The 24,703-nt window shown below is 41.8% G+C and carries 28 protein-coding genes; 15 read left to right on the top strand and 13 right to left on the bottom strand.

What is annotated here, in order from left to right:
- Positions 1-68 precede the first annotated feature (68 nt).
- Positions 69-254 (top strand): hypothetical protein, encoded by a 186-nt coding sequence (locus MKY20_RS27065; RefSeq protein WP_009335811.1) that lies wholly within the window; start codon positions 69-71, stop codon positions 252-254.
- Between the two features lie 88 nt (positions 255-342).
- A complete protein-coding gene (locus MKY20_RS27070) occupies positions 343-477 on the top strand; it encodes a hypothetical protein (protein ID WP_019383488.1) in 135 nt (44 codons plus the stop codon).
- Positions 478-1,024: 547 nt separating this feature from the next.
- Here MKY20_RS27070 and MKY20_RS27075 read toward each other — a convergent pair.
- The 3 genes from MKY20_RS27075 to MKY20_RS27085 all read right to left on the bottom strand — a co-directional run bounded on the left by MKY20_RS27075 (position 1,025) and on the right by MKY20_RS27085 (position 4,911).
- Positions 1,025-2,254 (bottom strand): PucR family transcriptional regulator, encoded by a 1,230-nt coding sequence (locus tag MKY20_RS27075; protein WP_019383490.1) that lies wholly within the window; start codon positions 2,252-2,254, stop codon positions 1,025-1,027.
- Between the two features lie 122 nt (positions 2,255-2,376).
- Complete coding sequence (gene putP / locus MKY20_RS27080) at positions 2,377-3,840, bottom strand: sodium/proline symporter PutP (protein WP_009335813.1); 1,464 nt, start codon at positions 3,838-3,840, stop codon at positions 2,377-2,379.
- Positions 3,841-3,993: 153 nt separating this feature from the next.
- A complete protein-coding gene (locus MKY20_RS27085; RefSeq protein WP_009335814.1) occupies positions 3,994-4,911 on the bottom strand; it encodes a proline dehydrogenase family protein in 918 nt (305 codons plus the stop codon).
- Positions 4,912-5,210: 299 nt separating this feature from the next.
- On the opposite strand from MKY20_RS27085, the gene MKY20_RS27090 reads away from it, so the two are divergent.
- The 8 genes from MKY20_RS27090 (at position 5,211) to MKY20_RS27125 (ending at position 14,574) form a co-directional block, all read left to right on the top strand.
- Complete coding sequence (locus MKY20_RS27090) at positions 5,211-6,365, top strand: ABC transporter substrate-binding protein (protein WP_009335815.1); 1,155 nt, start codon at positions 5,211-5,213, stop codon at positions 6,363-6,365.
- A gap of 92 nt (positions 6,366-6,457) precedes the next feature.
- Entirely contained in the window at positions 6,458-7,333 is an 876-nt protein-coding gene (locus MKY20_RS27095) for a branched-chain amino acid ABC transporter permease (protein ID WP_009335816.1), read from the top strand.
- Between the two features lie 12 nt (positions 7,334-7,345).
- Positions 7,346-8,323: a branched-chain amino acid ABC transporter permease gene (locus MKY20_RS27100; protein ID WP_019383491.1), complete on the top strand. Its 978-nt coding sequence runs from the start codon at positions 7,346-7,348 to the stop codon at positions 8,321-8,323.
- Positions 8,295-9,068, top strand: a complete 774-nt coding sequence (locus MKY20_RS27105) for an ABC transporter ATP-binding protein (protein ID WP_009335818.1) — start codon at positions 8,295-8,297, stop codon at positions 9,066-9,068. Before MKY20_RS27100 ends, MKY20_RS27105 begins: the two co-directional genes overlap by 29 nt.
- The gene (locus MKY20_RS27110) at positions 9,061-9,771 is read left to right on the top strand and encodes an ABC transporter ATP-binding protein (RefSeq protein ID WP_009335819.1); all 711 of its coding nucleotides are present in this window, start codon (positions 9,061-9,063) and stop codon (positions 9,769-9,771) included. The genes MKY20_RS27105 and MKY20_RS27110 overlap by 8 nt, the downstream gene beginning before the upstream one ends.
- Positions 9,772-9,876: 105 nt before the next feature.
- Positions 9,877-10,857 carry a glycerophosphodiester phosphodiesterase family protein gene (locus MKY20_RS27115; RefSeq protein ID WP_019383492.1) on the top strand — a complete coding sequence of 327 codons (981 nt, stop codon included), beginning with the start codon at positions 9,877-9,879 and terminating at the stop codon, positions 10,855-10,857.
- A gap of 164 nt (positions 10,858-11,021) precedes the next feature.
- Positions 11,022-12,752: an ABC transporter ATP-binding protein gene (locus MKY20_RS27120; protein ID WP_009335821.1), complete on the top strand. Its 1,731-nt coding sequence runs from the start codon at positions 11,022-11,024 to the stop codon at positions 12,750-12,752.
- Positions 12,745-14,574 carry an ABC transporter ATP-binding protein gene (locus MKY20_RS27125; RefSeq protein ID WP_009335822.1) on the top strand — a complete coding sequence of 610 codons (1,830 nt, stop codon included), beginning with the start codon at positions 12,745-12,747 and terminating at the stop codon, positions 14,572-14,574. Before MKY20_RS27120 ends, MKY20_RS27125 begins: the two co-directional genes overlap by 8 nt.
- Positions 14,575-14,661: 87 nt before the next feature.
- On the opposite strand, the gene MKY20_RS27130 is transcribed toward MKY20_RS27125, so the two are convergent.
- Entirely contained in the window at positions 14,662-15,330 is a 669-nt protein-coding gene (locus MKY20_RS27130) for a vWA domain-containing protein (RefSeq protein ID WP_009335823.1), read from the bottom strand.
- Positions 15,331-15,403: 73 nt separating this feature from the next.
- Positions 15,404-16,465, bottom strand: a complete 1,062-nt coding sequence (locus MKY20_RS27135) for a M20 family metallopeptidase (RefSeq protein WP_009335824.1) — start codon at positions 16,463-16,465, stop codon at positions 15,404-15,406.
- Between the two features lie 308 nt (positions 16,466-16,773).
- On the opposite strand from MKY20_RS27135, the gene MKY20_RS27140 reads away from it, so the two are divergent.
- Positions 16,774-17,277, top strand: coding sequence for a DoxX family protein (locus MKY20_RS27140; protein ID WP_019383496.1), 504 nt, complete (start codon positions 16,774-16,776; stop codon positions 17,275-17,277).
- Positions 17,278-17,587: 310 nt separating this feature from the next.
- Here MKY20_RS27140 and MKY20_RS27145 read toward each other — a convergent pair whose 3' ends face one another.
- The 3 genes from MKY20_RS27145 to MKY20_RS27155 form a co-directional block, all read right to left on the bottom strand.
- On the bottom strand, positions 17,588-17,776 hold the full coding sequence (locus MKY20_RS27145; RefSeq protein ID WP_009335826.1) for a YfhD family protein: 189 nt from the start codon (positions 17,774-17,776) through the stop codon (positions 17,588-17,590).
- Between the two features lie 92 nt (positions 17,777-17,868).
- On the bottom strand, positions 17,869-17,994 hold the full coding sequence (locus MKY20_RS27150; protein ID WP_081757217.1) for a YfhE family protein: 126 nt from the start codon (positions 17,992-17,994) through the stop codon (positions 17,869-17,871).
- A 73-nt stretch (positions 17,995-18,067) separates the two neighbouring features.
- Entirely contained in the window at positions 18,068-18,973 is a 906-nt protein-coding gene (locus MKY20_RS27155; RefSeq protein WP_009335827.1) for a TIGR01777 family oxidoreductase, read from the bottom strand.
- A gap of 263 nt (positions 18,974-19,236) precedes the next feature.
- Between MKY20_RS27155 and recX the strand changes: the two genes are divergently transcribed.
- On the top strand, positions 19,237-20,040 hold the full coding sequence (gene recX, locus MKY20_RS27160) for a recombination regulator RecX (RefSeq protein ID WP_009335828.1): 804 nt from the start codon (positions 19,237-19,239) through the stop codon (positions 20,038-20,040).
- Between the two features lie 18 nt (positions 20,041-20,058).
- On the opposite strand, the gene MKY20_RS27165 is transcribed toward recX, so the two are convergent.
- Entirely contained in the window at positions 20,059-20,730 is a 672-nt protein-coding gene (locus tag MKY20_RS27165; protein WP_009335829.1) for an SDR family NAD(P)-dependent oxidoreductase, read from the bottom strand.
- A 227-nt stretch (positions 20,731-20,957) separates the two neighbouring features.
- On the opposite strand from MKY20_RS27165, the gene MKY20_RS27170 reads away from it, so the two are divergent.
- Positions 20,958-21,287 carry a YfhH family protein gene (locus tag MKY20_RS27170; protein ID WP_341004428.1) on the top strand — a complete coding sequence of 110 codons (330 nt, stop codon included), beginning with the start codon at positions 20,958-20,960 and terminating at the stop codon, positions 21,285-21,287.
- Positions 21,288-21,330: 43 nt separating this feature from the next.
- Here MKY20_RS27170 and MKY20_RS27175 read toward each other — a convergent pair whose 3' ends face one another.
- Positions 21,331-21,489, bottom strand: a complete 159-nt coding sequence (locus MKY20_RS27175; protein WP_009335831.1) for a YpzG family protein — start codon at positions 21,487-21,489, stop codon at positions 21,331-21,333.
- Between the two features lie 20 nt (positions 21,490-21,509).
- Positions 21,510-21,680, bottom strand: coding sequence for a small, acid-soluble spore protein K (locus MKY20_RS27180; RefSeq protein WP_009335832.1), 171 nt, complete (start codon positions 21,678-21,680; stop codon positions 21,510-21,512).
- Positions 21,681-21,808: 128 nt separating this feature from the next.
- Here MKY20_RS27180 and MKY20_RS27185 point away from each other — a divergent pair, with 128 nt between their 5' ends.
- A complete protein-coding gene (locus tag MKY20_RS27185; RefSeq protein ID WP_009335833.1) occupies positions 21,809-22,078 on the top strand; it encodes a YfhJ family protein in 270 nt (89 codons plus the stop codon).
- Positions 22,079-22,110: 32 nt separating this feature from the next.
- On the opposite strand, the gene MKY20_RS27190 is transcribed toward MKY20_RS27185, so the two are convergent.
- A complete protein-coding gene (locus tag MKY20_RS27190; protein ID WP_009335834.1) occupies positions 22,111-23,091 on the bottom strand; it encodes a metal-dependent hydrolase in 981 nt (326 codons plus the stop codon).
- A gap of 232 nt (positions 23,092-23,323) precedes the next feature.
- Between MKY20_RS27190 and mutY the strand changes: the two genes are divergently transcribed.
- Positions 23,324-24,424 carry an A/G-specific adenine glycosylase gene (gene mutY / locus MKY20_RS27195; protein WP_009335835.1) on the top strand — a complete coding sequence of 367 codons (1,101 nt, stop codon included), beginning with the start codon at positions 23,324-23,326 and terminating at the stop codon, positions 24,422-24,424.
- 32 nt (positions 24,425-24,456) lie between these two features.
- On the opposite strand, the gene MKY20_RS27200 is transcribed toward mutY, so the two are convergent.
- Positions 24,457-24,681: a hypothetical protein gene (locus MKY20_RS27200; RefSeq protein WP_019383506.1), complete on the bottom strand. Its 225-nt coding sequence runs from the start codon at positions 24,679-24,681 to the stop codon at positions 24,457-24,459.
- Between the last annotated feature and the right edge of the window lie 22 nt (positions 24,682-24,703).

Genomic DNA, 24,703 nt, shown 5'->3' on the forward strand with positions numbered 1-24,703 from the left:
TATCTATTTTTGCTTAATTCTTATATAATAAGTTTTGGTTAGCACGACGCGAAAGGATGTAAAAAATCTTGAAAAATAGGAAGCTTATTGTCATTCCCATAATGATTCTTGTAGCTGCAGCTGCAATGTGGATGCTTAATAAAGATTATCAGCAAATAGATTTGTTGATTCGATTGCTGATAGCAGCTGGTGCAGCACTATTATCAGGGGTCATCTCATACTTTTTATTCAAGCCGGAAAAAGAAGAACAATAATGATGCCTGCTCCCTGGCGAGGGGACAGGCATTTCTTTTTGGAACTTTTACCACTCGGTTTGTATATAAGCAGAAGGGGATGAGAGAAGTGAATCATATTGTGGAATGCCCAATATGCAATGGTGAGGAATTTGCGGAAGGCACCGACTTCATGCCGGTTAAACCATTAAATAAAAAGCTCTCAGCAGGATCTTTAAAAATCTATCGTTTTTGTTTAAGCTGAGGAGAAGTTGTTTCTATTAGAGTTGAGAATCCAGGTAAGTTTAAAAGCCGGTGATAGAAGAGAATGCCTCGTGAAGCTGAAATTTAGGAAGCAAAGAGAAAAATAGTCGCCATGAGCGCTGCATGAAGCCGGCAACCAGGAAGCCAGTAGAAAAATGGTCGCCAGCGCTACATGAAGCCGAAAATCAGGAAGCAAAGAGAAAAATGGTCGCCATGACCGCTTCATGAGCTGAAAACCAGCAAGCCAGTAGAAAAATGGTCGCCATGAGCACTACATGAAGCCGAAAATCAGGAAGCAAAGAGAAAAATGGTCGCCATGACCGCTTCATGAAGCTGAAAACCAGGAAGCCAGTAGAAAAATGGTCGCCATGAGCACTTCATGAAACCGAAAGTCAGGAAGCAAAGGGAAAAATGGTCGCCATGAGCACTTCAGGAAACCGAAAATCAGGAAGCAAAGGGAAAAATGTCGCCATGGACGCTTCATGAGCCGCAAATCAGGAAACAAACATGAAAAAGTCGTCATGAATCGCTTCCGCCAGCCAGTATTCTTATTTCTTCCGCTTGAGCAGCTGTAAATCAATGTACAGCTGGCATCTTGTGTTAAAGTCATCAAAGTCGATGGATGTTAAATCAGTAATTTGTTTCATTCGGTATTTTAATGTATTGGTATGGATGAAAAGCTGTTCCGCTGTCGGCTTAAGGCGGCAGTTGTTCAATAAATACACTTCAAGCGTCTTCAGCAGGCTGGTTTGGCTTTCCAGGTCTTTTTTCTGCAGCTTCAAAAGGTCTTCATTTACATATTTAGTCAGGCTGTTATGCTGAGCAATAGGTTCTAAATAACGGAATACCCATAGCTTTTTATATTCATACGGCAATTCTTCAGGTGATCCAATGAATTTGGCGGCTTTGATGACCTCCAGAGCCTCTGCATAGCTTTTGCGCAGTTTTAAGATGGAGGAATATTCTCCTCCGATCCCTGCATACACAGTCTGCGGTCTGAATTGGCTAAGAACGGTATTGGTTAATTCATGTGCGTCTTCTGATAGGCTGCCGGGTGCAGGGGAACTGCTGCCGATCATGACGATAATTTCATGCTGGTTTGTAAATATGTGAGCTGGATGGCTGAGGGCATTTGCAAACAGCCGAACGGTTTCATTCAATTCCGCAAATATCTCTTCATCTGCCTGCACGACAGAAAATACATTGATGATAAAGGCCTCAGGGAGGATGATTTTAACATTGGCCGCCTCCCATTTGATCTGATCTTCCGTCTGATAGGTACGATCAATAATCTTTTGATAAAATTGATGTTTTTCTTCTTCCTTGCGCAGTTTTTTCAGGTTTTTCTGATATAATAGCTTTCCAATATGAAAGGAAACATCATGCAGAAAGTTCATTTCGCTTTCAGATAGAGCGTCTTCTATTTCCTGAACCCAAATAAAACCCAGTATCTGCTCTTTATATTTTGCACTTACAACCACGCGCTGGTTAAGGCCGATTTCTTCCATTTTCTTAATTCTAAAAGGCTCAGGAATTGTCTTTAACTGATCAACAATGCCTTCATCCATAAATTTCTCCAAAATGGGTATGGGCCATCTCTTAGAAAATATGGTCTGCTGGTTCGCCAAATCAAAATGTTCAATATAATACGAGCTATAGGCCAGCAGTGAGAATTGTTCATCCTCGATGACAACAGGCTTCTTTAAAAAAGTACTGACCATTTCTGTAATCTCATCTATATCTGTCATATTAAGGATTTTCTCCAGCGGCTGACTCATTAAGACTCCCTCCTAAACATTGCTGTTCTTATTATAGTGAAAAACAATGGGAGGCACCACTCGAATTTTGCCGAAAGAAAAAGGACCGGGCATTTTCTTGGCCCAGTCCTGAAACGTTTAGGTTATTTTAAGGATTTTTCAAAGTCAGCAAATTGTTTTTCGATTTCTGCAGATGGCTTTGCAGTTAGAAGGCTTACCACTATGATGGCAATTAAGCTGGCAGCAAAGCCTGGAATCATTTCATAAAGTACTTCAGATAATCCGGCTTGAGACCAAATGATGACAGTGCTTGCCCCAACAATCATTCCGGCTAATGCTCCCCATCTTGTCATGCGCTTCCAATATAAGCTAAGAATGATAAGAGGTCCGAAAGCGGATCCGAAACCAGCCCATGCATAACCCACAAGGTCTAGAATCGTTTCATTTTTCTCCCATGAAATAATCAATGCAATGATAGAAACTAGTAATACAGATAATCTTCCTATTGTAACCAATTCTTTATCTGTAGCTGAGCGGCGGAAGAACGTTTTATATAAATCTTCCGTCAATGAGCTTGATGTTACAAGCAGCTGTGATGAAATGGTACTCATAATAGCTGCCAGAATGGCTGAGATTAAGAATCCAGTGATGATCGGGTGGAATAAAACCTCGCCAAGAAGAATGAAAATGGTTTCAGGGTCCTCTATTGAAATGCCTGTATCAGCAACATAAGCAATACCCACAAAACCAGTCAGCATAGCGCCAATACTCGAGAAAATCATCCAGCCCATCCCAATGCGGGTGGCTTTCTTGATTTCTTTAACAGAACTGATAGCCATAAAGCGGACGATAATATGAGGCTGCCCAAAATAGCCAAGTCCCCAAGCAAAAAGGGAAATGATGCCTAAAAGACTTGTTCCTTTAAAGATATCAAGGAAAGCTGGATTGATTGTTCTTGCAGTATCAATTGCCGGCCCAAATCCGCCTACATGGAAAAGTGTTACTAATGGTACAAGAATGAGGGCGATAAACATAATCAAACCTTGAACAAAGTCTGTCCAGCTAACCGCAAGAAATCCACCGAATAGTGTATACGCTACTACTACACCTGTAATGATCCATAAACCTGTGTGGTAATCCAGCCCAAAGGTGCTTTGGAATAATACTCCCCCGGATACCATGCCTGATGATACATAAAAGGTAAAGAAAATTAAGATAACTAATCCTGAAATCAGGCGCAGAATTTTGGAAGCATCCCCGAAACGGTTTTCTAAATAACCAGGGATCGTAATAGAATCATTGGCTACCTCAGTATACGTGCGAAGCCTAGGTGCAACATAAAGCCAGTTCGCCCATGCCCCGAGTGTTAAGCCAAGGACAATCCAGGAAGCACTTAGGCCAGTGGCATACATGGCTCCCGGGAGTCCCATCAGCAGCCAGCCGCTCATATCGGATGCACCCGCACTTAAAGCGGTTACCGCAGGACCCAGTGTTCGTCCTCCGAGCATGTAGTCTGATAGATTGGAAGTCCTTTTATAGGCATAATAGCCAATCCAAAGCATCCCAATCATATACACGGTAATGGATATAATTAATGCATAATCCATTTGTAAGCCTCCTTTTTGTTAGTTTACAAATATTTAGATAAAATAAGCGATGAGAAAGCAGTGGGCTGCTTTCTCATTACTTAGAAATCACAAATGGTTGGTTATTATTATAGCTGTATTTTATTGTTTTGGAAGAAAAATAATTTTAAAGTTTTACTTTTTGAAAATGCCCTTAAAAGCAAAAGCAATATTAGCAGGGCGTTCAGCGAGCCTTCTCATGAAATATCCATACCAGTCCATTCCGTATGGTACATAGACACGCATCTTATAGCCTTGCTTCGCCAGTTCCAGCTGTGTTTTATTCCTCATGCCATAGAGCATTTGGAATTCAAAGCGATCGTTTGGAATGTTATGCTTCTTTGCCAATTCTTTTGTGTACTCAATGATCTGATCATCGTGGGAAGCTATTGCTGTATAATTTCCGTTTAACAGACTTTGCTCAATTAATTTCTTATAGTTTTCATCTACATCTGTCTTTTCAGGAAAAGCATGCTCCGGTGATTCTTTATAAGCACCTTTTACCATTCTTAAAAAAGGCTGATATTTCCCCAAATCCTCGAGGTCCTTTTCAGTCCGATACAGGTAAGCCTGCAGAACTGTACTTACACAGCTGTACTTCTCTTTAAACTGCTTAAACAAATCGATAGTGGCCTGGCAGCGCGGTACATCCTCCATATCAATTGTCACCATAATTTTATGCTTCTCGGCAGTATCAAGAATTCTTGTCATGTTTTTCACAACAAGATCACGATCGATATCCAGACCAAGAGAGGTCATTTTTAGGGATACCTGTGAATCAAGTCCTTCTTTGCTGATCATTTCAATGGTTGAAATACATTCCTCTGTCCGTTCATTAGCCACTTCTACAGAATCAACAAATTCTCCCAAATGGTCCACTGTTACAGAAAGTCCTTGATTATTCAGATCTCTGATAAAGCGGACGCTGCTTTTGAAATCAACCCCTCCAATTAATTTACCTGCCGCAAAACTTCCGCCTCTGTTCTGGGCAATTTTATTCAGTAAGCTATTTTTTGATAAATATAGAAAAAAGTCTCTTGTAATCGCTTCCATTTCTTCCGGCACCTCCAATGGTTATATCTTTAGATTAATCTTACAATTCTGTGACAAGTTACGACAATGTTCATAAAAAACAAAGATTCTATATTTCTATTGTTGACAGAAGACAATGAAAGGCTGCATTTTCCAGACGATGAAACATCTGCTTCAGTTCCAGGCAACTTCCGCTTTCCGTTGTCAATTAATATGTAAGAAAAGTTTCCATATTATTGTTTACATTGACAAGCATTTGTATTTAAATAGTAATATAGTTTTGAATATTTACTTATTTCTGATAACGGGGGTTAGAGAAAATGAGAAAGCAGTTAAAGAAATTTGCGCAATTTACAGCATTGTCCAGTTTGCTTGTCCTCTCTGCATGCGGCGGCAATCAGGCAGCAGGGGATGAGGATGGGGAAAGCAGCGGAGGAGCAGTTAAAGCCGACATTGGAGTTATTTCTTATATCAGCGGGCCGGGTGCAGCTTATGGCGAAGCAATCACAAATGGCTTAAAGCTCGCACAGGAAGAAATCAACGGCAAGGGTGAAGTCGAGATAAACCTTGTTATAGAAGATTCCGCCGGCAAGCAGGATCAGGCATTGACAGCAGCACAAAAGCTTATGAATTCAGAGAATGTGACAGGCATTATCGGGCCTACATTAAGTACAGAAATGAATGTAGTTGGTCCAGAAGCCGATCTGAACGGGGTACCGATTATGGGGACTTCAACAACTGCAGAAGGGATTCCGCAAATTGGGGACTATGTCTTCCGAAACTCGCTGCCTGAAGCATTGGCGATTCCTGCTTCAATAGATAAAGCCATTGAGAAATATGATGCTAAAAAAGTAGCAATTCTATATGGAAATGATGATGTTTTTACAAAATCCGGCTTTGACACGATGAAAAAAGCAGCAGAAGAGAAGGGGCTTGAAATCTTAACGATTGAAACGTTCCAAAAAGGACAATCAGACTATAATGCGCAATTGACGAAAATTAAAGGTTTAAAGCCAGACCTTATTCTGGCCTCGGCTCTATACAATGAAGGTGCAGTCATAATGGATCAGGCAAGGAAAATGGGCATTGATGTCCCGTTTGTAGGAGGAAACGGCTTCAATTCTCCTGAGGTCATCAATATAGCAGGGGATGCAGCAAATGGACTGATTGTGGCAACTCCATGGTATGGTGAAAAAGAAGATGATAAGGTCAAGGAATTTGTCGGTAAGTATGAGGAAGAATACGGCAAAAAGCCTGACCAATTTGCAGCACAGGCTTACGATGCACTATACATTATGGCTGAAGCATTAAAAAATGCGGGTGAAGCTGATCGTGATGCACTTCGTGATGCTTTGGCCGAAATCCAAGGCTTTAATGGAATCCTTGGGGAGTTCTCTTTTGATGAAGAAGGGGATGTCGTAATGGATCCGACCGTTTTGGTTATCGAAGGCGGGGCATTTAAGGAATTTAATTAAGAAAGCTGCAAAAGTGAAGCTCTGGCGCTATCAGTGCCAGAGCTTACTTTTAAGAAAATGATTCATATAAATAAAGTTAGTAGGTGAATACCGTGTTAATTGAACAATTAATAAACGGAATTACCCTTGGCAGCATTTATGCCATCGTTGCACTTGGGTTTACATTGGTTTTCGGGGTGCTTGGCATTATCAATATGGCACACGGAGAAATCTTTATGTTCGGGGCCTTCATTGGTGTTGTTGTCACTTCCACATTCAAAGGGCCGCTTTGGCTGGCCTTTATGGCAGCGATTTTGGTAACTGCCGCAATGGGATATCTGCTTGAGCGATTTGCCCTGAGACCTCTCAGGAATAAACAGGGAGTATCCCATCTGGCGCCATTGATCAGTACCATTGGTGTTTCGATACTGCTGGAGAACCTGTCGCACCATATTTTTGGTCCAGGCAACCATCCTTTCCGTGCTTCTTTTGCGGAAATAAGTTTCCAGATTGGTTCGATAACCGTATATCTTGTGCAGATTGTTATCTTTATCATTTCTGTCCTTCTCATGTACGCCCTTTCTTTTTGGCTAGGCAAAACAAAGGCAGGAAAAGCCTTAAGGGCAACTGCTGAAAATCTTGAAACTGCAAGCCTGCTTGGTGTTGATGTGAAAAGAACGATTACGATGACTGTTATTATCGCATCTGCGATGGGCGGGATTGCCGGGATCCTGGTCGGAATGGCATTTAACTCTGTTACCCCTCAGATGGGATTATCCATTGGGCTAAAAGGACTTGCCATCATCATTCTTGGCGGCATGGGGAATGTCAAGGGAGCGATGGCCGGAGGCCTTATCCTTGGCTTGGCGGAAACCTTTGTCGTTGTTTACGGCAATTCGGGATACAAGGATGCAATAGCTTTTGCGGCAATTATCGTCATCCTTCTCATCAGGCCGCAGGGGTTGTTTGGCCAAAAAATTTCAGCGTAAGAAGGTGAACTCATGCTTGCAGAATTAATAAATCCATATTATTTACAGGTAGCTTCTTTTATATTAATCAACATTATTTTAGGGGTAAGTATATATATTACTCTATCAACTGGTCAGCTCTCGCTTGCCAATGCAGGATTTATGGGGATCGGTGCCTATACATCGGCCCTTCTGACGCTGAACTTTGACCTTCCTATTATTGTGGGGATACTTTCGGGCACTTTATTGGCGGGTTTATTCGGAATCCTTATCGGGATACCGACATTAAGGCTTCAGGGGGTTTATCTCGCCATTGTGACTCTCGGGTTTGGAGAGGTTATCCGGGTTATTTTTGTAAACTGGGAGTCTATGACAAAGGGAGCTGTAGGCTTATCAGGCATTCCTCATATGGGCCGTGAACTGCTGAATACTTTAAAAGAATTTGGCTTTGATCCGAAAATACTTGGACTCCAAAATAACCAGTTTGTTTTTCTAGCTATTTTCCTCATTTTGTTAGGGGTTACAATCAGCATACTCACGTTTTTCAGAAGGCAGAACCGCTCCAGAGTGGGACGGGCTTTCGCAGCGATTAAGCTGGATGAAAAAGCAGCAGAGTCAATGGGAATCAATATTACTTATTATAAAGTCCTGGCATTTGCACAGGGGGCACTGGTAGCCGGATTTGCAGGTGCATTATTTGCACATGTTCTTGCCTACATAAGTCCTGCCGATTTTGCCTATCACCGTGCGGTTGAGATACTGATTTTCGCAGTTTTTGGAGGAAGCGAAGTAATTTGGGGACCGGTGTTTGGAGCGCTCTTCTTAACTGTAATGCCCGAAGTGCTCAGGTTTATAAGCGAATACCGCTACATGATTTACGGTCTGATCATTATTATTATGATGGCTGTCCGGCCACAGGGATTAATTGATGTAAATATTTTAAATTGGCTCAAGCTTAAAGCATCAAAGAGGAGGCAAAAGCATGGTACTTCAAATCAAAAAAGCATGTAAAAACTTTGGCGGGCTGAGTGCCCTGTCTGATGTCTCGTTCTCTATTAACCGGGGTGAGATCTTTGGGCTGATCGGTCCAAACGGAGCCGGGAAGACAACGATGTTCAATCTGATTACATCGATGTTTACGCCTACCTCAGGCGAGATTATCTTTAATGAAGACAATATCAATGGCTTAAAGCCGCACCTTATCACGAAAAAAGGCATTTGCAGAACATTCCAGAATATTCGCTTGTTTCCCCAGATGACAGCAGAAGAAAATGTGATGGTTGGGGAGCATTGCCGGAGTAAATCCGGGGTGTTCAGCAGTGTATTCAGGACAAAATCACAGCGGAAAGAAGAAGAAAGAATCCGCAGCAAAGCGAATGAACTATTAGAGTTTGTTGGGCTGGGAGGTTTTGCGGATATTGTTTCTGACAGCCTGGCATACGGCCAGCAAAGAAGGCTGGAAATTGCCAGGGCACTGGCAAGCTCTCCTCAGCTGCTGCTTCTGGATGAACCGGCAGCCGGAATGAACGAAACAGAAACAAGCGAATTATTTCATCTCATCAAAAAAATTCAGGAACAAGGCGTTACCGTCCTGCTGATTGAGCATGATATGCCGCTTGTCATGAAATTATGCGACCGTATTGCCGTGCTAAACTTCGGCAAGAAGATTGCTGAAGGAACACCTGCTGAAATCCAAAATAATTCGGATGTCATCGAAGCCTATCTCGGCAGTGAGGAGGAAGATTTGTATGCTTAAGGTAAACGGGATTAACGCCTTTTATGGAAAAATCCAGGTTCTGAAAAGCATCAGCCTCGAAGTGGAAGAAGGCAGTATTGTTACGATACTTGGCGCAAACGGAGCAGGAAAGACAACGACTATGAAGACCATTTCCGGATTGCTCAAGCCTCAAGCCGGCAGCATTCAATTTCAGGGGCAGGATGTAACGGGACTGCGGCCGGACCAGCTGCTGCGCAAAGGGATTGCCCTTGTTCCGGAAGGCCGCCAGATTCTTTCAGGAATGACAGTGCTTGAAAATCTTGAGATGGGAGCTTACCATCGGAAGGACAATGAAATTGACCAGGATATTAAGAATGTAATGGAACGTTTCCCAATCCTTGAAGAAAGGCAGAAGCAGCTTGGAGGAACATTATCCGGGGGCCAGCAGCAGATGCTGGCCATTGCGAGAGCGATCCTCAGCAAACCAAAGCTGCTTCTTCTTGACGAACCTTCAATGGGGCTGGCCCCTCTAATAGTGGCAGATATCTTTAAAATTATTAAAGAAATTAACGAAGCAGGCACAACTGTTCTTCTGGTGGAGCAGAATGCAAGACAGGCACTAAAAATATCCGATTATGGGTATGTCCTGGAAACAGGGAAAATGGTTGCTGAGGGAAGCTCACAAAAGCTCCTGAATGACCCTAGAATCATGGAAGCTTACCTGGGGCGGAAATCAAGCTAACAATAAAAGGCCGAATCTTTAGATTTGGCCTTTTATATTTTTACCTATTGGATTATGGTAAAATCGGTTGAGAAAAGATTTATTTCTGCAAAAACCGGAGGACAAATGAAAAAGGTAAAGAAGATTTTAAAACGGCTGATCATAATCTTATTAATTCTCGGCGCATTTATGTTTTTAAACAACACCTCCCTGCTTACAAAAGAAAGAAATGATAAGCCGCTGCTTCTCGCCCATAGAGGAATGGCCCAGACCTTTCATATGGAAGGGATAACAGGGGAGACCTGTACGGCTGAAAGAATTTACGAGCCTGAGCATTCCTTTCTTGAGAATACGATTCCTTCCATGGAAGCAGCTTTTGCGGCTGGTGCAGATGCAGTTGAACTGGATATTCAGCTTACAAAGGATGGACAGTTTGCGGTATTCCATGATTGGACGCTGGAATGCCGGACAAATGCAAAGGGAAATACCAGAGATTATACAATGAAGGAATTAAAAAAGCTGGACATTGGATATGGCTACACAGCTGATAATGGAAAAACCTATCCGTTTCGCGGTAAAGGAATCGGGATGATGCCAAGCCTTGATGAAGTCATGAAAGAGTTTCCGGAAGGAGATTTCTTAATCCATATTAAAAGCAACGATCCCCAAGAAGGAGAAAAGCTTGCTGAATACCTGTCCATGTTTTCAGAAGACAGATTGGAGAAAATATCTGTTTATGGAGGAGACGAACCTATTGCTGCTCTGATAGAAGAAATGCCTGCAATGAGGGTGATGTCCAAGGCAACTTTGAAAGAATGCCTTCTCCCTTATTTAGGAACGGGGTGGACAGGATATGTTCCAAACTCCTGCCATAACACACAGCTTCATATTCCTGAATCATATACAAAGCTGTTATGGGGCTGGCCAAATAAGTTCTTGAATCGAATGGATGATGCAGGCACAAGAGTTATTGTGGTTGCAGGGGACGGGAGCTGGTCGGAAGGATTTGACAGACCGGAAGACATGGAACGGCTGCCTGATGATTATTCAGGAGGCATATGGACAAACAGGATCGACCTGATTGCCCCCATATATAAGAATGAATAGGCGCTTGGTCTGATCCAGGCGTTTTTTAATTTTTTTAATGGAATTATTTAAAAATTTTGTAAAAAGGATTATGATATTAATAGGTTTATTTAGTTTGCCGAAGGATTTTAGTTGTCTTATTATACATATATTATAAATTGCAATTACAGCTTGGGGGACTATAAATGGCGAAAGTTTTAGCATTTCTTAAGCCTTACCGGATAGCGGTGGCAATAGCATTATTCTTAATGCTGACGGAGCTTGCTGTTGAGCTTATTCAGCCATTGCTAATGGCAAAGATCATAGATGAAGGCATCCTTCAGAATAATCTTCAGGAGGTAGTGAAGTGGGGAGGGATTATGCTGGCTGCCTCTTTTGCCGCCTTTGCGGCTGGAGTCATTAATTCCTTTTATGCTGCCCATGTCAGCCAAAGCTTTGGTTTTGATGTAAGGAAAAGATTATATGACAAGGTACAATCCTTCTCTTTTGCCAACTTTAATCTTTTTCCGACATCTTCATTAATTACCCGAATGACTAATGATATTACGCAGCTTCAAAATACCGTTTTTATGAGTCTTCGAATCATGATGAGAGCCCCTCTATTAATAATTGGCGGCCTTATAATGGCTTTTGTGGTAAATGTGAAACTTGCTCTTATCTTATCAGCTGTGGCCCCATTCCTTTTTCTATTTCTGTTTTGGGTAATGGGAAAAGGAGGCGTGCTCTTTAAAGCAGTCCAGGAAAAGCTGGACTCTGTGAACAGCGTCATGCAGGAGAATCTGACAGGGATTCGGCTAATTAAAGCGTTTGTCCGCAGAAATCATGAAGTGAAACGATTTACGCGCACGAATGAGGATCTTAGAGATGGAACGGTTAAAGCATTGCGCCTAATGGAAGTGACCATGCCTGTTTTGCTCTTAATCATGAATCTTAGTATTCTTGGCGTGCTTTGGTTTGGCAGCATACAGGTAAATACAGGGGATGTAAAGGTTGGAGAGATTGTTGCAATTGTTAACTATGCTACCAGGATAACGGCCGCTTTCTCCATTTTTTCCTGGATTATCATGGCATTCTCAAGGGCGCGGGCCTCTGCGAATCGTGTTGCAGAGGTGCTGGAGACTGATGTGGATTTAACAGACAGCTCAGAATCCAGGAATGCCCTAACAGTAAGTCAGGGCAAAATTCTATTTAATAATGTATCTTTTCATTACCCAGGCACTTCTGAGAAGGTACTGGACGGCATCAGCTTTACAATATATCCCGGGGAAACAGTAGCGATATTAGGTGCAACAGGCTCAGGGAAGACCTCTTTATTTCAGCTCATCCCCCGGCTATATGATGTGACCGGAGGAAAAGTTGAAATTGACGGGCATGATGTCCGGGAAATGAAAATGGAGAATCTCCGCAGGAAAATTGGCTTTGTACCTCAGGAAGCCCTGCTTTTTACAGGCAGTGTGAAAGAGAACATTTCATGGGGCAAGGAAGATGCAGTGATGGAGGAAATAACTGAAGCAGCTGTCAATGCACAAATACATGAAACGATTATGAAGCTGCCACGAGGTTATGAAACAAAAGTGGGACAAAAGGGTGTTAATTTATCGGGCGGGCAAAAACAGCGTCTATCCATTGCCCGGGCGCTAGTAAGAATGCCGAAAATCCTTCTGCTTGATGACAGTACAAGTGCACTGGATATGAAAACAGAGGCAAAACTTTTGAGTTCTTTAAAAAAATATACCTGTACAACACTGATTATCACACAGAAAATCAGTACAGCAATGGAAGCAGACAGAATCTTATTGCTTGAAGATGGAAGGCTTCTGGCTGAGGGAGACCACGAGAATCTCCTTAAAACATCGGGATTGTATAAGCGGATTTTTCAATCCCAATCTGGAGAGGAGAACAGAAATTATGCTTAAACAGCTCAAAGAACCTTTCCAATATAAAAAGATACCTCTCGACTTGAATGGTAAATTTACTAAAGGGAAAAAGCCGAAATCTGAGAACATTAATTTCACATTAGAAAGAATCTGGACATACTTGGCCTACAATAAAGGGTTGTTATCTCTTGTTCTATTAATGGTGGTTATCAGCTCAGCAATGGGGCTGCTTGGTCCTTATTTAGTCGGGATGGCGATCGACGAGTATATTGTCACAAAGAACAGCAATGGATTTATTGCCTTACTGATCTGGCTTGGAGTCATATATGTGCTGAACTCGCTTGCACTTTGGTTTCAGAATTATTGGATGATCGGCATCGCACAGGATACTGTATTTACAATGAGAACGAAGCTTTTCAAACATTTGCATAAGCTCCCTATTCCGTTCTTTGACAAGCGGCAGCAGGGGGAACTGATGAGCAGGGTAACAAACGATATTGAAAATGTCAGCTCGACTCTGAACAGTTCAGTAATCCAGGTCTTTTCCAGCCTGCTGACTTTGATTGGCACAGTTTCCGTTATGCTTTGGCTCAGTCCTTTGCTGACGATCATTACTCTGATCATTGTGCCGCTGATGTTTTTTGGAATGAAATGGATTACAGCACGGACAGGAAGGTTATTCAAAGAGCAGCAAAAGAATCTTGGAGAGCTGAACGGTTTTATTGAAGAGACCATATCAGGACAGAGGATCATCAAGACCTTTTCACAGGAAAAGAAAGTTATAGCCGAGTTCCGGGAAAAAGGAGAAAAACTTAGGGGGGCAGGGTTCTGGGCTCAGACATATTCCGGATTTATCCCGAAGCTGATGAATGTTCTGAACAACATGAGCTTTGCCATTATTGCCGGGGTTGGAGGCATTTTTGCCCTGAATGGTATGATTTCAATCGGTGTCATCGTCATATTCACGGAGTATTCCCGGCAATTCACACGTCCGCTTAATGACTTGGCAAACCAGTTTAACACACTTTTATCAGCGATTGCAGGAGCAGAGCGGGTATTTGACATTATGGATGAAGATGAAGAATTCAGAAATGAAGAGCAGCTAAAAGAACTTACCGGAGTAAAAGGCGAGGTAGAGTTCCATAATGTATCTTTTTCTTATGAGGAAGATGGAAATACGGTAAGGGATGTAAACCTTCATGTAAAAGCAGGACAGACTGCTGCTTTAGTTGGTCCGACAGGTGCAGGGAAGACAACAATGATCAATTTGCTCTCACGGTTTTATGAACGGGACTCAGGCCTTATATTAATTGACGGTGAAGATATAGCCAATGTGAAAAAAGAAAGCCTGAGGAAGCATATGGGTTTTGTGCTGCAGGATTCCTTTCTATTCCGCGGCACTGTGCGCGAAAATATCCGCTACGGCAGGCTGGAAGCCTCAGATGATGAAGTGGTGGAAGCGGCTAAGCTTGCCAATGCCCATTCCTTTATCATGAAACTTCCTCAGCGGTATGAGACAGTGCTGAGTCAGGACGGAAATGGCATAAGTCAGGGGCAGAAGCAGCTTCTTTCCATTGCACGTGCATTTCTGGCCAACCCGGGCATTTTAATTTTGGATGAAGCAACAAGCAGCATTGATACAGTGACAGAGCTTAAGATTCAGGATGCCCTTCAGGAACTGATGAAAGGCAGGACCAGTTTTGTCATTGCCCACCGTCTGAATACGATTCAGAAAGCGGATAAAATTTTTGTTCTTGAAGAGGGCAGGATTATTGAGGAAGGTACACATGATTCTCTGCTTGAACAGGAAGGCTTTTACTATCGGCTTCACGGTAAAGCGGCAGTGGGTGCTAATGCTTGAAATGACAGTTGGATGCAAAATGGGTATATGGCCAGCAGGGATGCAAAAGGCGGACTTGATTAATATCAAATCCGCCTTTTTGCTTATCTATAAAATGACATTCTTTTCCTTAGCTTCTTTTAGCCAGTCAGGGAATTCATTCAGCAAGAGGTCATAAAGTTCGTTATCAGAAATGGTCTCGATATCTTTAATGTGGAAAAAGTTTGCGTTATCGATATAGCGGCCATCCATTTCATCCAATTTTTCCAGTACTTCAAAGTTTGAATCGCCTATGCCGACAAACTGCCAAAATAATGGTTTATCGGAGGATGCTATAACCGGCTTTTTGATCGTTCTTTTACAGCCCCCATCATTAATGAAAACAATGAAGGCAGGGTCTTTACTAGGATCTTCTGTGGTATATTTCTGAATGACATCCTCCATTACTGGCGGTTCATCATTTCTTCCGAATTTGTGAATCAGATCATTATTTAATATATATTGATCCACATATCCTTCAAAGTCATGTTCTGTTACCGGCTTCAGCCTGGAAAATTCATTATCATAGACCCAAATATCAAGTGCACCGTCATCATCAAATTGGCTGGCAACTGCTAAGATTCTCTCCACAACCCTTTGGACAGTCCCGTTTTTATATAACTTGCGCATGGAGCCGGAAATGTCCAGTACAAGTCCAACTCTGGCAGTAACATTTGCCAGGTTCTTTTTCTGCAGCACAATTCCAGCAGATTTTTTCAATAAACTAATAGAGCTCATTACTCTGAATCCCCCTTTAATCATATACCGAAAATTTACCATATTGGGAAACTATTAGCATTTAATTTGCATCTTAATTCGAGAATTTCATGGCAAAGTCGATAAGCATTTTTTCATATAAATGAATGGAATGCGGCAGGACATATTCATTATCACCGTGCCAGTTCATGCCGGTTGGGCCAAACTCGATAGCTGGTATCCCGTAATTGGCAAAGAACACAGTATCGGCAGAACCATGCTGTCCAAAGAAAACGGCTTTATCTTCTGTGTGTTTTTCAACAATAGGTTCAAGCATTAAGATGAAAGGATTGTCTCTGGCTGTCACAAGCGGCTTGCTGAACATATTCATAATTATTTCTCCATCTGTGATATTCTCGATTTGTTTGATGATCTCTTCATGATCCTGTTCAGGCAAGTACCGGATATCATACGACATGATACATTTTTCAGGCACCTTATTATAAACATCTCCTCCAGTTATTTTTGCCAGATTAATCGAAGGCTGCGGAAAAAATTCAGACGCCTCTTTTGCAAAAGGCAATTTTAATAGTTTTTGATGTACTTCAAAAGCCTTTTCAATGGCATTGACTCCTTCCCATGGACGGCTGCCGTGGGCCGGATCTCCGTCTATCTGGATGTCCAGCCTGATAACTCCTTTTGCTTCCAGTGCAATTCCGAGCTGAGTCGGTTCAGAACAAATGACAAAATCCCCGCGATACCCCTGTTCTGCTAAATACCCGGAACAATTAAAACCGCCGATTTCTTCATCTGATACAATTTGAAGCTGAATTTTTACGCCAATTGGCTTATTGCGGAGTTCTTTTACTGCACACATCATGGCCGCAACCCCGGCTTTCATATCTGCTGCCCCGCGTCCATATATTTTATCGCGGAGTTCTACAGGAATGAATTGTTCATCCTTTCCTGAGACAACATCCACATGCCCATTAAAAATAACGGTCTGATCACCGCTTCCAATTTCACAGACTGCCATTTTATATCCATTATTTTCAATTATTCTAGAAGGAAGGTCGTGGCCCGACAGCCATTGATGACAATATTCAATAGCCTGGTTTGCTCCTTCCTTTGAAGAGCTATTAATAGCAATGAGATCTTTCAGCAAGCTTTCAAGCATGTGTCAAAGGTCCTCCTTTAATGCAGCAATAATTTACACAGTACTATTCCTATTCCCGCTTTGGCCGGATGAAAACAGCCTTATTAATGATAGTCCGATATTTTGTGAAGAATTAGTGAAGTATATTGCGAAAAGGGATGGAAAGAAGTATATTATAAGTGAGGAAAGTTAGTGAAGTATTTCACAAATAACTTCACGGCAGCAATCTTTCCTCTCGAGAGCTGGCCGGCTTTTAAATTCCCTGATAGGGAAAAATTTTTAAATGAATATGTGAAATTTTTCACAATAATAACGTGGAGATGATTATCATGAAATGGTGGAAAACTCCTAAGACAGCAGTCGTGTGGACAATATTAAGGGTTTGGCTTGGTATACAATGGCTGGAAGCAGGATGGCATAAGGTAGCAGGCGGATTTAATGCAGGTGGGTTCATGCAGGGGGCCATAGCACAAGCCGCTGGCGACCATCCGGCAGTGCAGGGCTGGTATGCGGGCTTCCTGGAAAATGTAGCATTGCCAAACGCAGATTTATTCAGTACTTTAGTTGCATGGGGTGAAGTTCTCGTTGGAATTGGACTAATACTTGGAGCAGCGACCATTCCGGCATTAATCGCAGGAGCTTTCATGAATCTAAACTTCCTATTAGCAGGAACAACAAGCACTAACCCAATACTATATACAGCAGCAATCATCCTTCTATTTACAGGTGCAGGTGCTTACTGCTGGGGTGTTGACAGATTCGCCATCCCCTATATTAAAACAATGATAAAAGGCGGTCACGGAATAGGCAAAAAAGAAGCACACACTCACTGAGCAGAAATATGAAAAGCAGGAACCTGAGGTTCCTGCTTTTTTTGTCCTTTAATAATAGAAAAGCATAGAATTCTGAATGCCGATAAATGTCTAGCTCCAGTGCCTGCCCCCTCGAGGTCACAAGCTTGTCTAGCTGCGGCTCCTAGGGACGTCATAAGCCATTTCCTTTCAGAAGGAAGAACGCCTTCTTACAGGAACCGACTTATGCCTGAGGCCCGCAGGATGCGGGTTATGCAGACGTTGCCACAGGACGTGGCATTCTTAGTCTGCGCTCCTTCATGGGCAAGGCGCTTCCGCTTTTCTATTTAGGCTAGCGTTTTTGTCTGCTCTTTGCCCGCTGATCAGCAGCCTTGGAACGTGCCATTGCCTCGAGATCATCATGATCGGCAAGTTCGCGGTTAAATTCTACGTCGATGCCGTCAGATTTCATGTTTTTTGGTACTTGTGGAAGTGATGATTTGTTTTTATCACGAGTTTTATGTCCATGTGCACGGCCCATTGCAAATAACCCCTTTCAGCAATAAAGGTGCGGAAACTAATTGTTTCCGTACCTTTATCATGTGCCTTTAATAGGGATGGTATGGGTGGAAATTAATGTTTTGACTGTCTGCCTGCAAATCCGCCTGCTTTGTCAGCTCTTTTGAATTCTCTTGAATAAGTTACTTCCTGCATGCTTGATAAAGTGCTTTTGGATTTGTCTTTTTTCTTTTTGTCCACTTTGTATCATCCTTTCAGAATAAGGTTCACACTTCCCTTATTTTTCCCTTATTTGAAAAAAATGATACAAATTTCATTTGTAAATATCGCTAAGAGCTGCCTTTAATTCTGGATATAAAAATTCATAACCGAATGACTGCAATTTTTCAGGAAGTACTTTTTGCCCCTCTAATACCAGGGTACTCATCTCTCCAAGAGCTATTTTTAGAGCAAAGCCCGGAGCAGGCATCCAGTGCGGGCGATTAAGGACTTCTCCAAGTATTTGCCCAAATTCCTTCATAGTCACAGGATAGGGCGATGTGAAATTTACGGGACCATGAAGCTGTTCGTGTTCAATGCAAAAAAGGATTCCGCTTACGGCATCATCTAAATGAATCCAGGAAACCCATTGGCTGCCTGATCCGACAGTCCCTCCCGCAAATAATTTATAAGGAAGGGCCATTCGCGGAAGAGCACCATCGTTTTTCTCAAGAATGATTCCAAACCTGCAGAATACTGTCCTGACTTCAAATTCTTCTGCTTTGGCGGCCTCTTCCTCCCAGCGTCTTACTGTTTCAGCCAAAAAATCAGTACCGCTTTTCCTGGAAGATTCGGTGAAAGTTTCAACCTGGGAAGTGCCATAGTAACCAACGGCGCTGGCATTTATAAGTGTATACGGCTTTTCTTCAAGGCGGCTGATAATCCGGCGAACTTCCTTCGTGGCTGTAATGCGGCTGTTTAATATCCGTTTTTTGCGATCTTCCGTCCATCTTCCACTGTTAATGGACTCACCAGCCAGGTTGATAAACACGTCAATGCTTTCCAGAACATCTTCCGGTGAATCATCATCGTTCAGCCATTGTACATAATTCAGATTTTTAGAATGCTGCTTATGAGATATATTTCTCGTTAGAATAAATATTTCATGTTTTTTCTCCAGTAATTTTTTCACCAAGGCGTTTCCAACAAAGCCAGTTCCGCCTGCGATGGCTATTCTCATGGGCGATTCCCCCTTTCAAGTGCAAATACCTTGTTACAGTTTACGACGTTTTCTTTCAAAATCCTTTTTTGATAAGGCTGTTTTCGCAGGGTTTGTTGCTTTTTGTATATTATTTATTGAGTTTATTGCAGCAGGCGGTAAGACCCTGTCGAAGAGACTCACCGCCCGTGCCCCGCAGAAAGCGAGCAGCCTGGAGCGGAAAACAACAATTAATACGAAAAGAGGCTTTGATTATGTTACATTTAAGAAAAGAGGTGGAGAAAATGCCGATCATTACGAAAATCACATTTCAGAAAAAAAACACAGACCGCTACAATATATATATGGATTATGGGAAAGGTGAAGAATATGCATTTAGTGTGGATGAAGATGTATTAATAAAACATCAGCTCAAAAAAGGAATGGAGCTTGATGAATTTTCACTAAATGAAATTGGCTATCAGGATGATATCCGGAAATCCTATAACATGGCTATTCAGTATTTATCCAGAAGGATGCGCTCAGAAACCGAAGTCCGCAAACATTTAGCTGACAAAGAAGTTGAAGAACCGGTTATTCAGGAAGTTGTTCACAAATTGTATGATTACAAATTTTTGAACGATGAAGAATATGCAAAAGCTTTTGTGCGTACACAAATGAACACATCAGATAAAGGGAAAGGTTTAATCCGCACTGAACTAAAGGAGAAAGGGATATCCCCTAAATTAATCGATAAGGCGCTGGAGGTGTATTCAAGGGAAGCTGAATTAAGTACAGCAATAAGGCTGTGTGAAAAGCATGCACAGAAATATGGCCGTGATTCATCAAAGATCCTCAAACAAAAACTGGAGCAGATGTTAATGCGTAAAGGTTTTAATTTTGACATCATTCAAGAAGCAATATCTGAAACGGAGATTGAAAAAGAAGAAGATGAAGAATTGGCTGCCCTAAAGTATCAAGCGGAGAAAGCTAAGAGGAAATATGCTAATCTTCCTGAATTTGAATACAGGCAAAAAATGAAACAAACCTTATTTAGAAAGGGCTTTTCGTTTGATTTAATTGATCGATATTTAAGTGATGAAGAATAACACATGGAAGCCCATGTGTTATTTTTTAGATTCAATTACAATGGACTCTTCATTCAAATTATCCAGAATCATTACTGCCACTTCTTCAGGAGAACGAAGCCTGGATTTGTTTTTGATATGGTCGCTTTCATCCCAGAAAGGGGTATCCATTCCGCCCATATAAACGGCTTTAACTTTAATATCCGTGTCTTCGAGTTCTTTCTGAAGGCTCTCTGTAAACCCTCTTACAGCAAACTTGCTTGCTGCATACACAGATTCATTTACTTTTCCATTTAAGCCAGCAGTCGAAATGATGTTCATCAGCAAGCCGCCGTTTTTTTCTTTAAAATAAGGCAGAACAGCCTGAGTCATATAAATAGTGCCCAGCACGTTTGTTTGAAGCATTTCCTGTATTTCCTGCTCTCCAAGACGTTCAAATGGCCCAAAATGTCCAACTCCAGCATTGTTAATTAAGCCGAAAAGTTCATGGCTTTGGATTTGCGTCATCAAGCTGCTGATCTCCTGGAGTTTTGCAATATCTAATGTAAAGGATTGAGCGCTTCCGCCAGCTTCATGAATCTCCTTTTCCACGCTTTGCAGTTTGTCCAAAGTCCTTCCTGTTAAAATAATATGGAATCCTTGTCTGGCAAATAATAAAGCAAGCTCTTTGCCTAATCCGGACCCCGCGCCGGTAATGATGACGGACTTCATATGTTTCCCTCCTTTGAAGGTCTTTTAAACACCATTTTAACAAAAAAGTTCAATACTTGTGAAATAGCATCAAAACAAAAGGCAGGACCCTTTTCTAAACAGGCATTTTCTCATATACTTAGTTATGTCGAACCGGAAAACAACGGGCACATTAAAAGACTAAACAGAAGTTTCAAGAATTAACCAAAGCAATATACGATTATCTAGAGAAAGTAAGAGGGGTTAATATGCAGGAGAAAAGGTACAGTACAATGACTACGTATGAGCTTCAGCAAGAAATTGCCAGCTTAATTGAAAAAGCAAGGAAAGCGGAACAGATGGGTATGGTAAATGAGTTTGCCGTACTTGAGCGCAAAGTAATAATGGCGAAATCCTACCTGCTCAATCCTGATGATTTTTCCCCTGGTGAAATTTATGAAATCGATGGAGATCCAGGAGTTTACTTTAAAATTGAATATATGAATGGCGTGTTTGCCTGGGGATTCCGGCTAAATGGAAGCAAAGGTGAAGAAGCTTTGCCGATCTCCATGCTGAAAAAACTGGAAGAAAGAGGATGATGTAAACCATCCTCTTTCTGATTTTAGTGCAGTCTAACTCACTTTATGAATTTTTGCGAATCTGCCGTTTTAAAATAATGAGGTCTTGAGTTTGCTGGGTCTCACCATTTACTTGTGAATGTGCACGTTTAGGCCTAAAGTGCGGTGAAGTAAATGGACTGGAATAAGGGTTATCCCCAAAAAAGTTTTTGCTGTTTCCCATAACCAAGCCCTCCTCGTATTTTAAAATTCTGGTGTGTCACTTTCGCGGTTTGATGAAGCTCTCATTCGTTCCTGAGGGTGCGTATTAATTGTGCCATCAGCCCGGCGTGAAGCATATTCTGCTTTAGCCCGCGGCTCCCCCTCCAATTTTATATTGTTTTGATTTGGGAAATTTCTCGCTTTATTGCGCATAAGCAGCCTCCTAAACCGGAATAAGAGCGTGAACGGCATCTTAGCCAATCACGTAATACTATTATTTGTTTTTTTCGAAAGGCTATGATGGATACTGGTTATTAATAAATGGTAATGAGGTGACTTTTATGAATGAGTACCAGCAAAAGCTTTATGAGCTTTTATTGGAAAAAAACAAAATGCTTTCAGCAAGCCAGGCCCAGACATGGATTGAACTGCTATGGGAAGATTTTGAAGCAACTTATGCCAAGGCTGGCAGAGAATATAAAGGTGCTGAAATGACAGAAAGAATCGTAAGGCAATGGGTAGAAAACCACGGAAGCAGGCTCCATGAATTTGTTGCCAATAATCCTAAATACAAACATTTACTCGAACAGGACAAAAATGCGCTGAATTGAAAACAGGCTGCCTATTTAGCAGCCTGTTTTCATTAGCCAGGAATGATATCCAGTTTTTTTCGAAGTTTTTCCTCACTGAAAATCCAGCCTGTATAGGATGATTGAATGTTAAACTCCCGATCGAGCTGGACCACAGCTACAAATGGATAATGTCCATTGCTCCGGTAGCGGAGGTCAATGAATCGAACTTCATAATAATCATCATATTCATCCACTTCCCAGCGGTAAACAGGTGAGAAGGATAGGAATGCTGATAGATTTTTGTCTTTCTTCGCGGCTTCAATTACAGGTGTTTCAGGAACAGGAACGCGGTTAAATTGATCGAGAATCCTCACATGGTTTTTAACAGCACGCCCAACGAAAAATTGCTGCTTGCTCATCACGGCAACTCGCCATTGATTGAATTTCATAGTTGGGGCAATGATGATTTCTGTGGCATCCGGTATAATTACTTTTACAGCTCTCAGCACACTTCTCTGAGCTGCGAATCGAAGAAGATAATACACGACAATAATGCCATAGATAATTAAAAATGTATAACCAGGATGAGCCCCGAAGGCCCAGATAAATAATCCTGCGACATGGATCCCAAAAATAAATGGGTCAAATGTGTTAATGATTCCCAAAGCTACCCATTTGGAAGAAAAGGGCCGAAGTGCCTGAGTTCCATAAGCATTAAATATGTCTACAAAAACATGCAGGAAAACAGCCAAAAAAGTCCACAGCCATAAATGAAGCAAATCTGCTGTTGGAAAAAATGGGTAAACAACTGCAAGTATGGCAAGAGGCCAAAGCAGCACAGCCGGTATGGAGTGGGTAATTCCCCTGTGATTGCGAATATAAACGGCATTATTTCTTAGTTTTAAAACAGTATCTATATCTGGTATTTGTGAACCGACTATGGCTCCAATCATGACACTTGTTGCTGTAGCAGAACTTTCAGCAACAACGGGGTCAAGAGTGGCAATGCCGCCAATCGCCAGCCCCATAACTACATGTGTGCCGGTATCCAAGAGGAAAATACCTCCTTCCTTGGGACATGATCTAGTGTTTGATTTAATCTATAGCGGAATTGATGCCGCTTTTTTAGTGTACCAGCAAATTTCTTGTATTAACAGCTGAATATGGGTACCTTTAAAGGAGTTGCTGAATAATGTTCAATCATCAAGAACTAAGGATTAAAGAAGCGACTGTACTAATATATTCCCATATTTTCCGATTGTTTAACATCAGGAGGATTAAAAATTGAAAGAAGTTAATCAAAATACGATTGAATCAGTTGATATAAATGGTTTTCAAGATGATTTGCTCAGGTGGTTTGAAGCTGAGCAAAGGGATTTGCCATGGAGAAAGGACCAGGATCCTTACAAGGTTTGGGTTTCCGAGATTATGCTTCAGCAGACGCGGGTGGATACCGTAATTCCTTATTTTCATCGCTTTATTGAACAGTTTCCGACTGTAAAGGATCTATCTGAAGCAGACGAAGAAAAGGTATTAAAAGCCTGGGAGGGTTTGGGCTATTATTCAAGAGCAAGAAACCTTCAGGCGGCCGTCCGGGAAGTCCATGAAAAATATGGCGGAAGAGTTCCAGATACACCAAAAGAAATTTCTTCATTAAAAGGAGTAGGGCCTTATACAGCAGGAGCAATTCTCAGTATTGCTTACGGAATACCGGAACCAGCTGTGGATGGCAATGTCATGCGGGTCCTTTCGCGTATCCTCTCTATCTGGGATGATATCGCCAAGCCTTCTTCCAGGAAGATCTTTGAGTCTTCCGTCCGAAAATTAATTTCACATAAAAATCCGTCCCATTTCAATCAGGCCCTTATGGAGCTTGGCGCATTAATTTGTACACCAACGTCACCTTCATGCTTATTATGCCCGGTGAGAGAACATTGTACTGCTTTTTATGAGGGGACGCAGCATGAGCTGCCCGTAAAAACTAAAACAAAGAAGCAAAGAAATGTCCAGTTAGCAGCAGCTGTCCTCATAGATGATCACGAAAGAATTTTGATACACAAAAGGCCTGAAAAAGGCCTTCTTGCTAATCTCTGGGAATTTCCGATGGCAGAAATCAATATTGCTTATGTAAGCGACAAAGAGCAGATGAAAGATGTGTTCAGCACACAATTTGGCGCCGAAGTGGAAATACAAGAAATGACTGGTCAGATTGAACACGTTTTTTCCCATCTAACATGGAACATAAATGTGTATAAAGGAAAAATAATAATACTTGAAGAAGAAAAAAATGATTTGAAATTAGTCAGCCTTGAAGAAATTAAAGAATTTCCTTTTCCGGTTTCCCACCAGAAAATATGGATGCAATATCTGGATAGCAGAGGATAGAAAAAGGGGGCGTGCCCCCTTTTTCTATATGATTAATCGTAGCTTACCCGGGTTCCATGCGTATAATCAGCTTCCTGTCTTTTCAAGCCGCCGCGGTTTTCTATTTCTTCGATGATTTCCCTATGGATGGTTTGGCCCTCAGCATTTAAATAAGGCATGATCTGCTGAAATGAATGATGGTAAAAAGCAAGCTCACTGTCCTTCCAGTCTGATTTTGACATCATAGAGAGCTCTGTCATATCACGTCCGACAAACAATTGCCATCTTCCTTTCCTTATT

Origin of the sequence: Cytobacillus sp. FSL W8-0315, assembly GCF_038002905.1 — a bacterium.
GTDB lineage: Bacteria > Bacillota > Bacilli > Bacillales > Cytobacillaceae > Cytobacillus > Cytobacillus pseudoceanisediminis.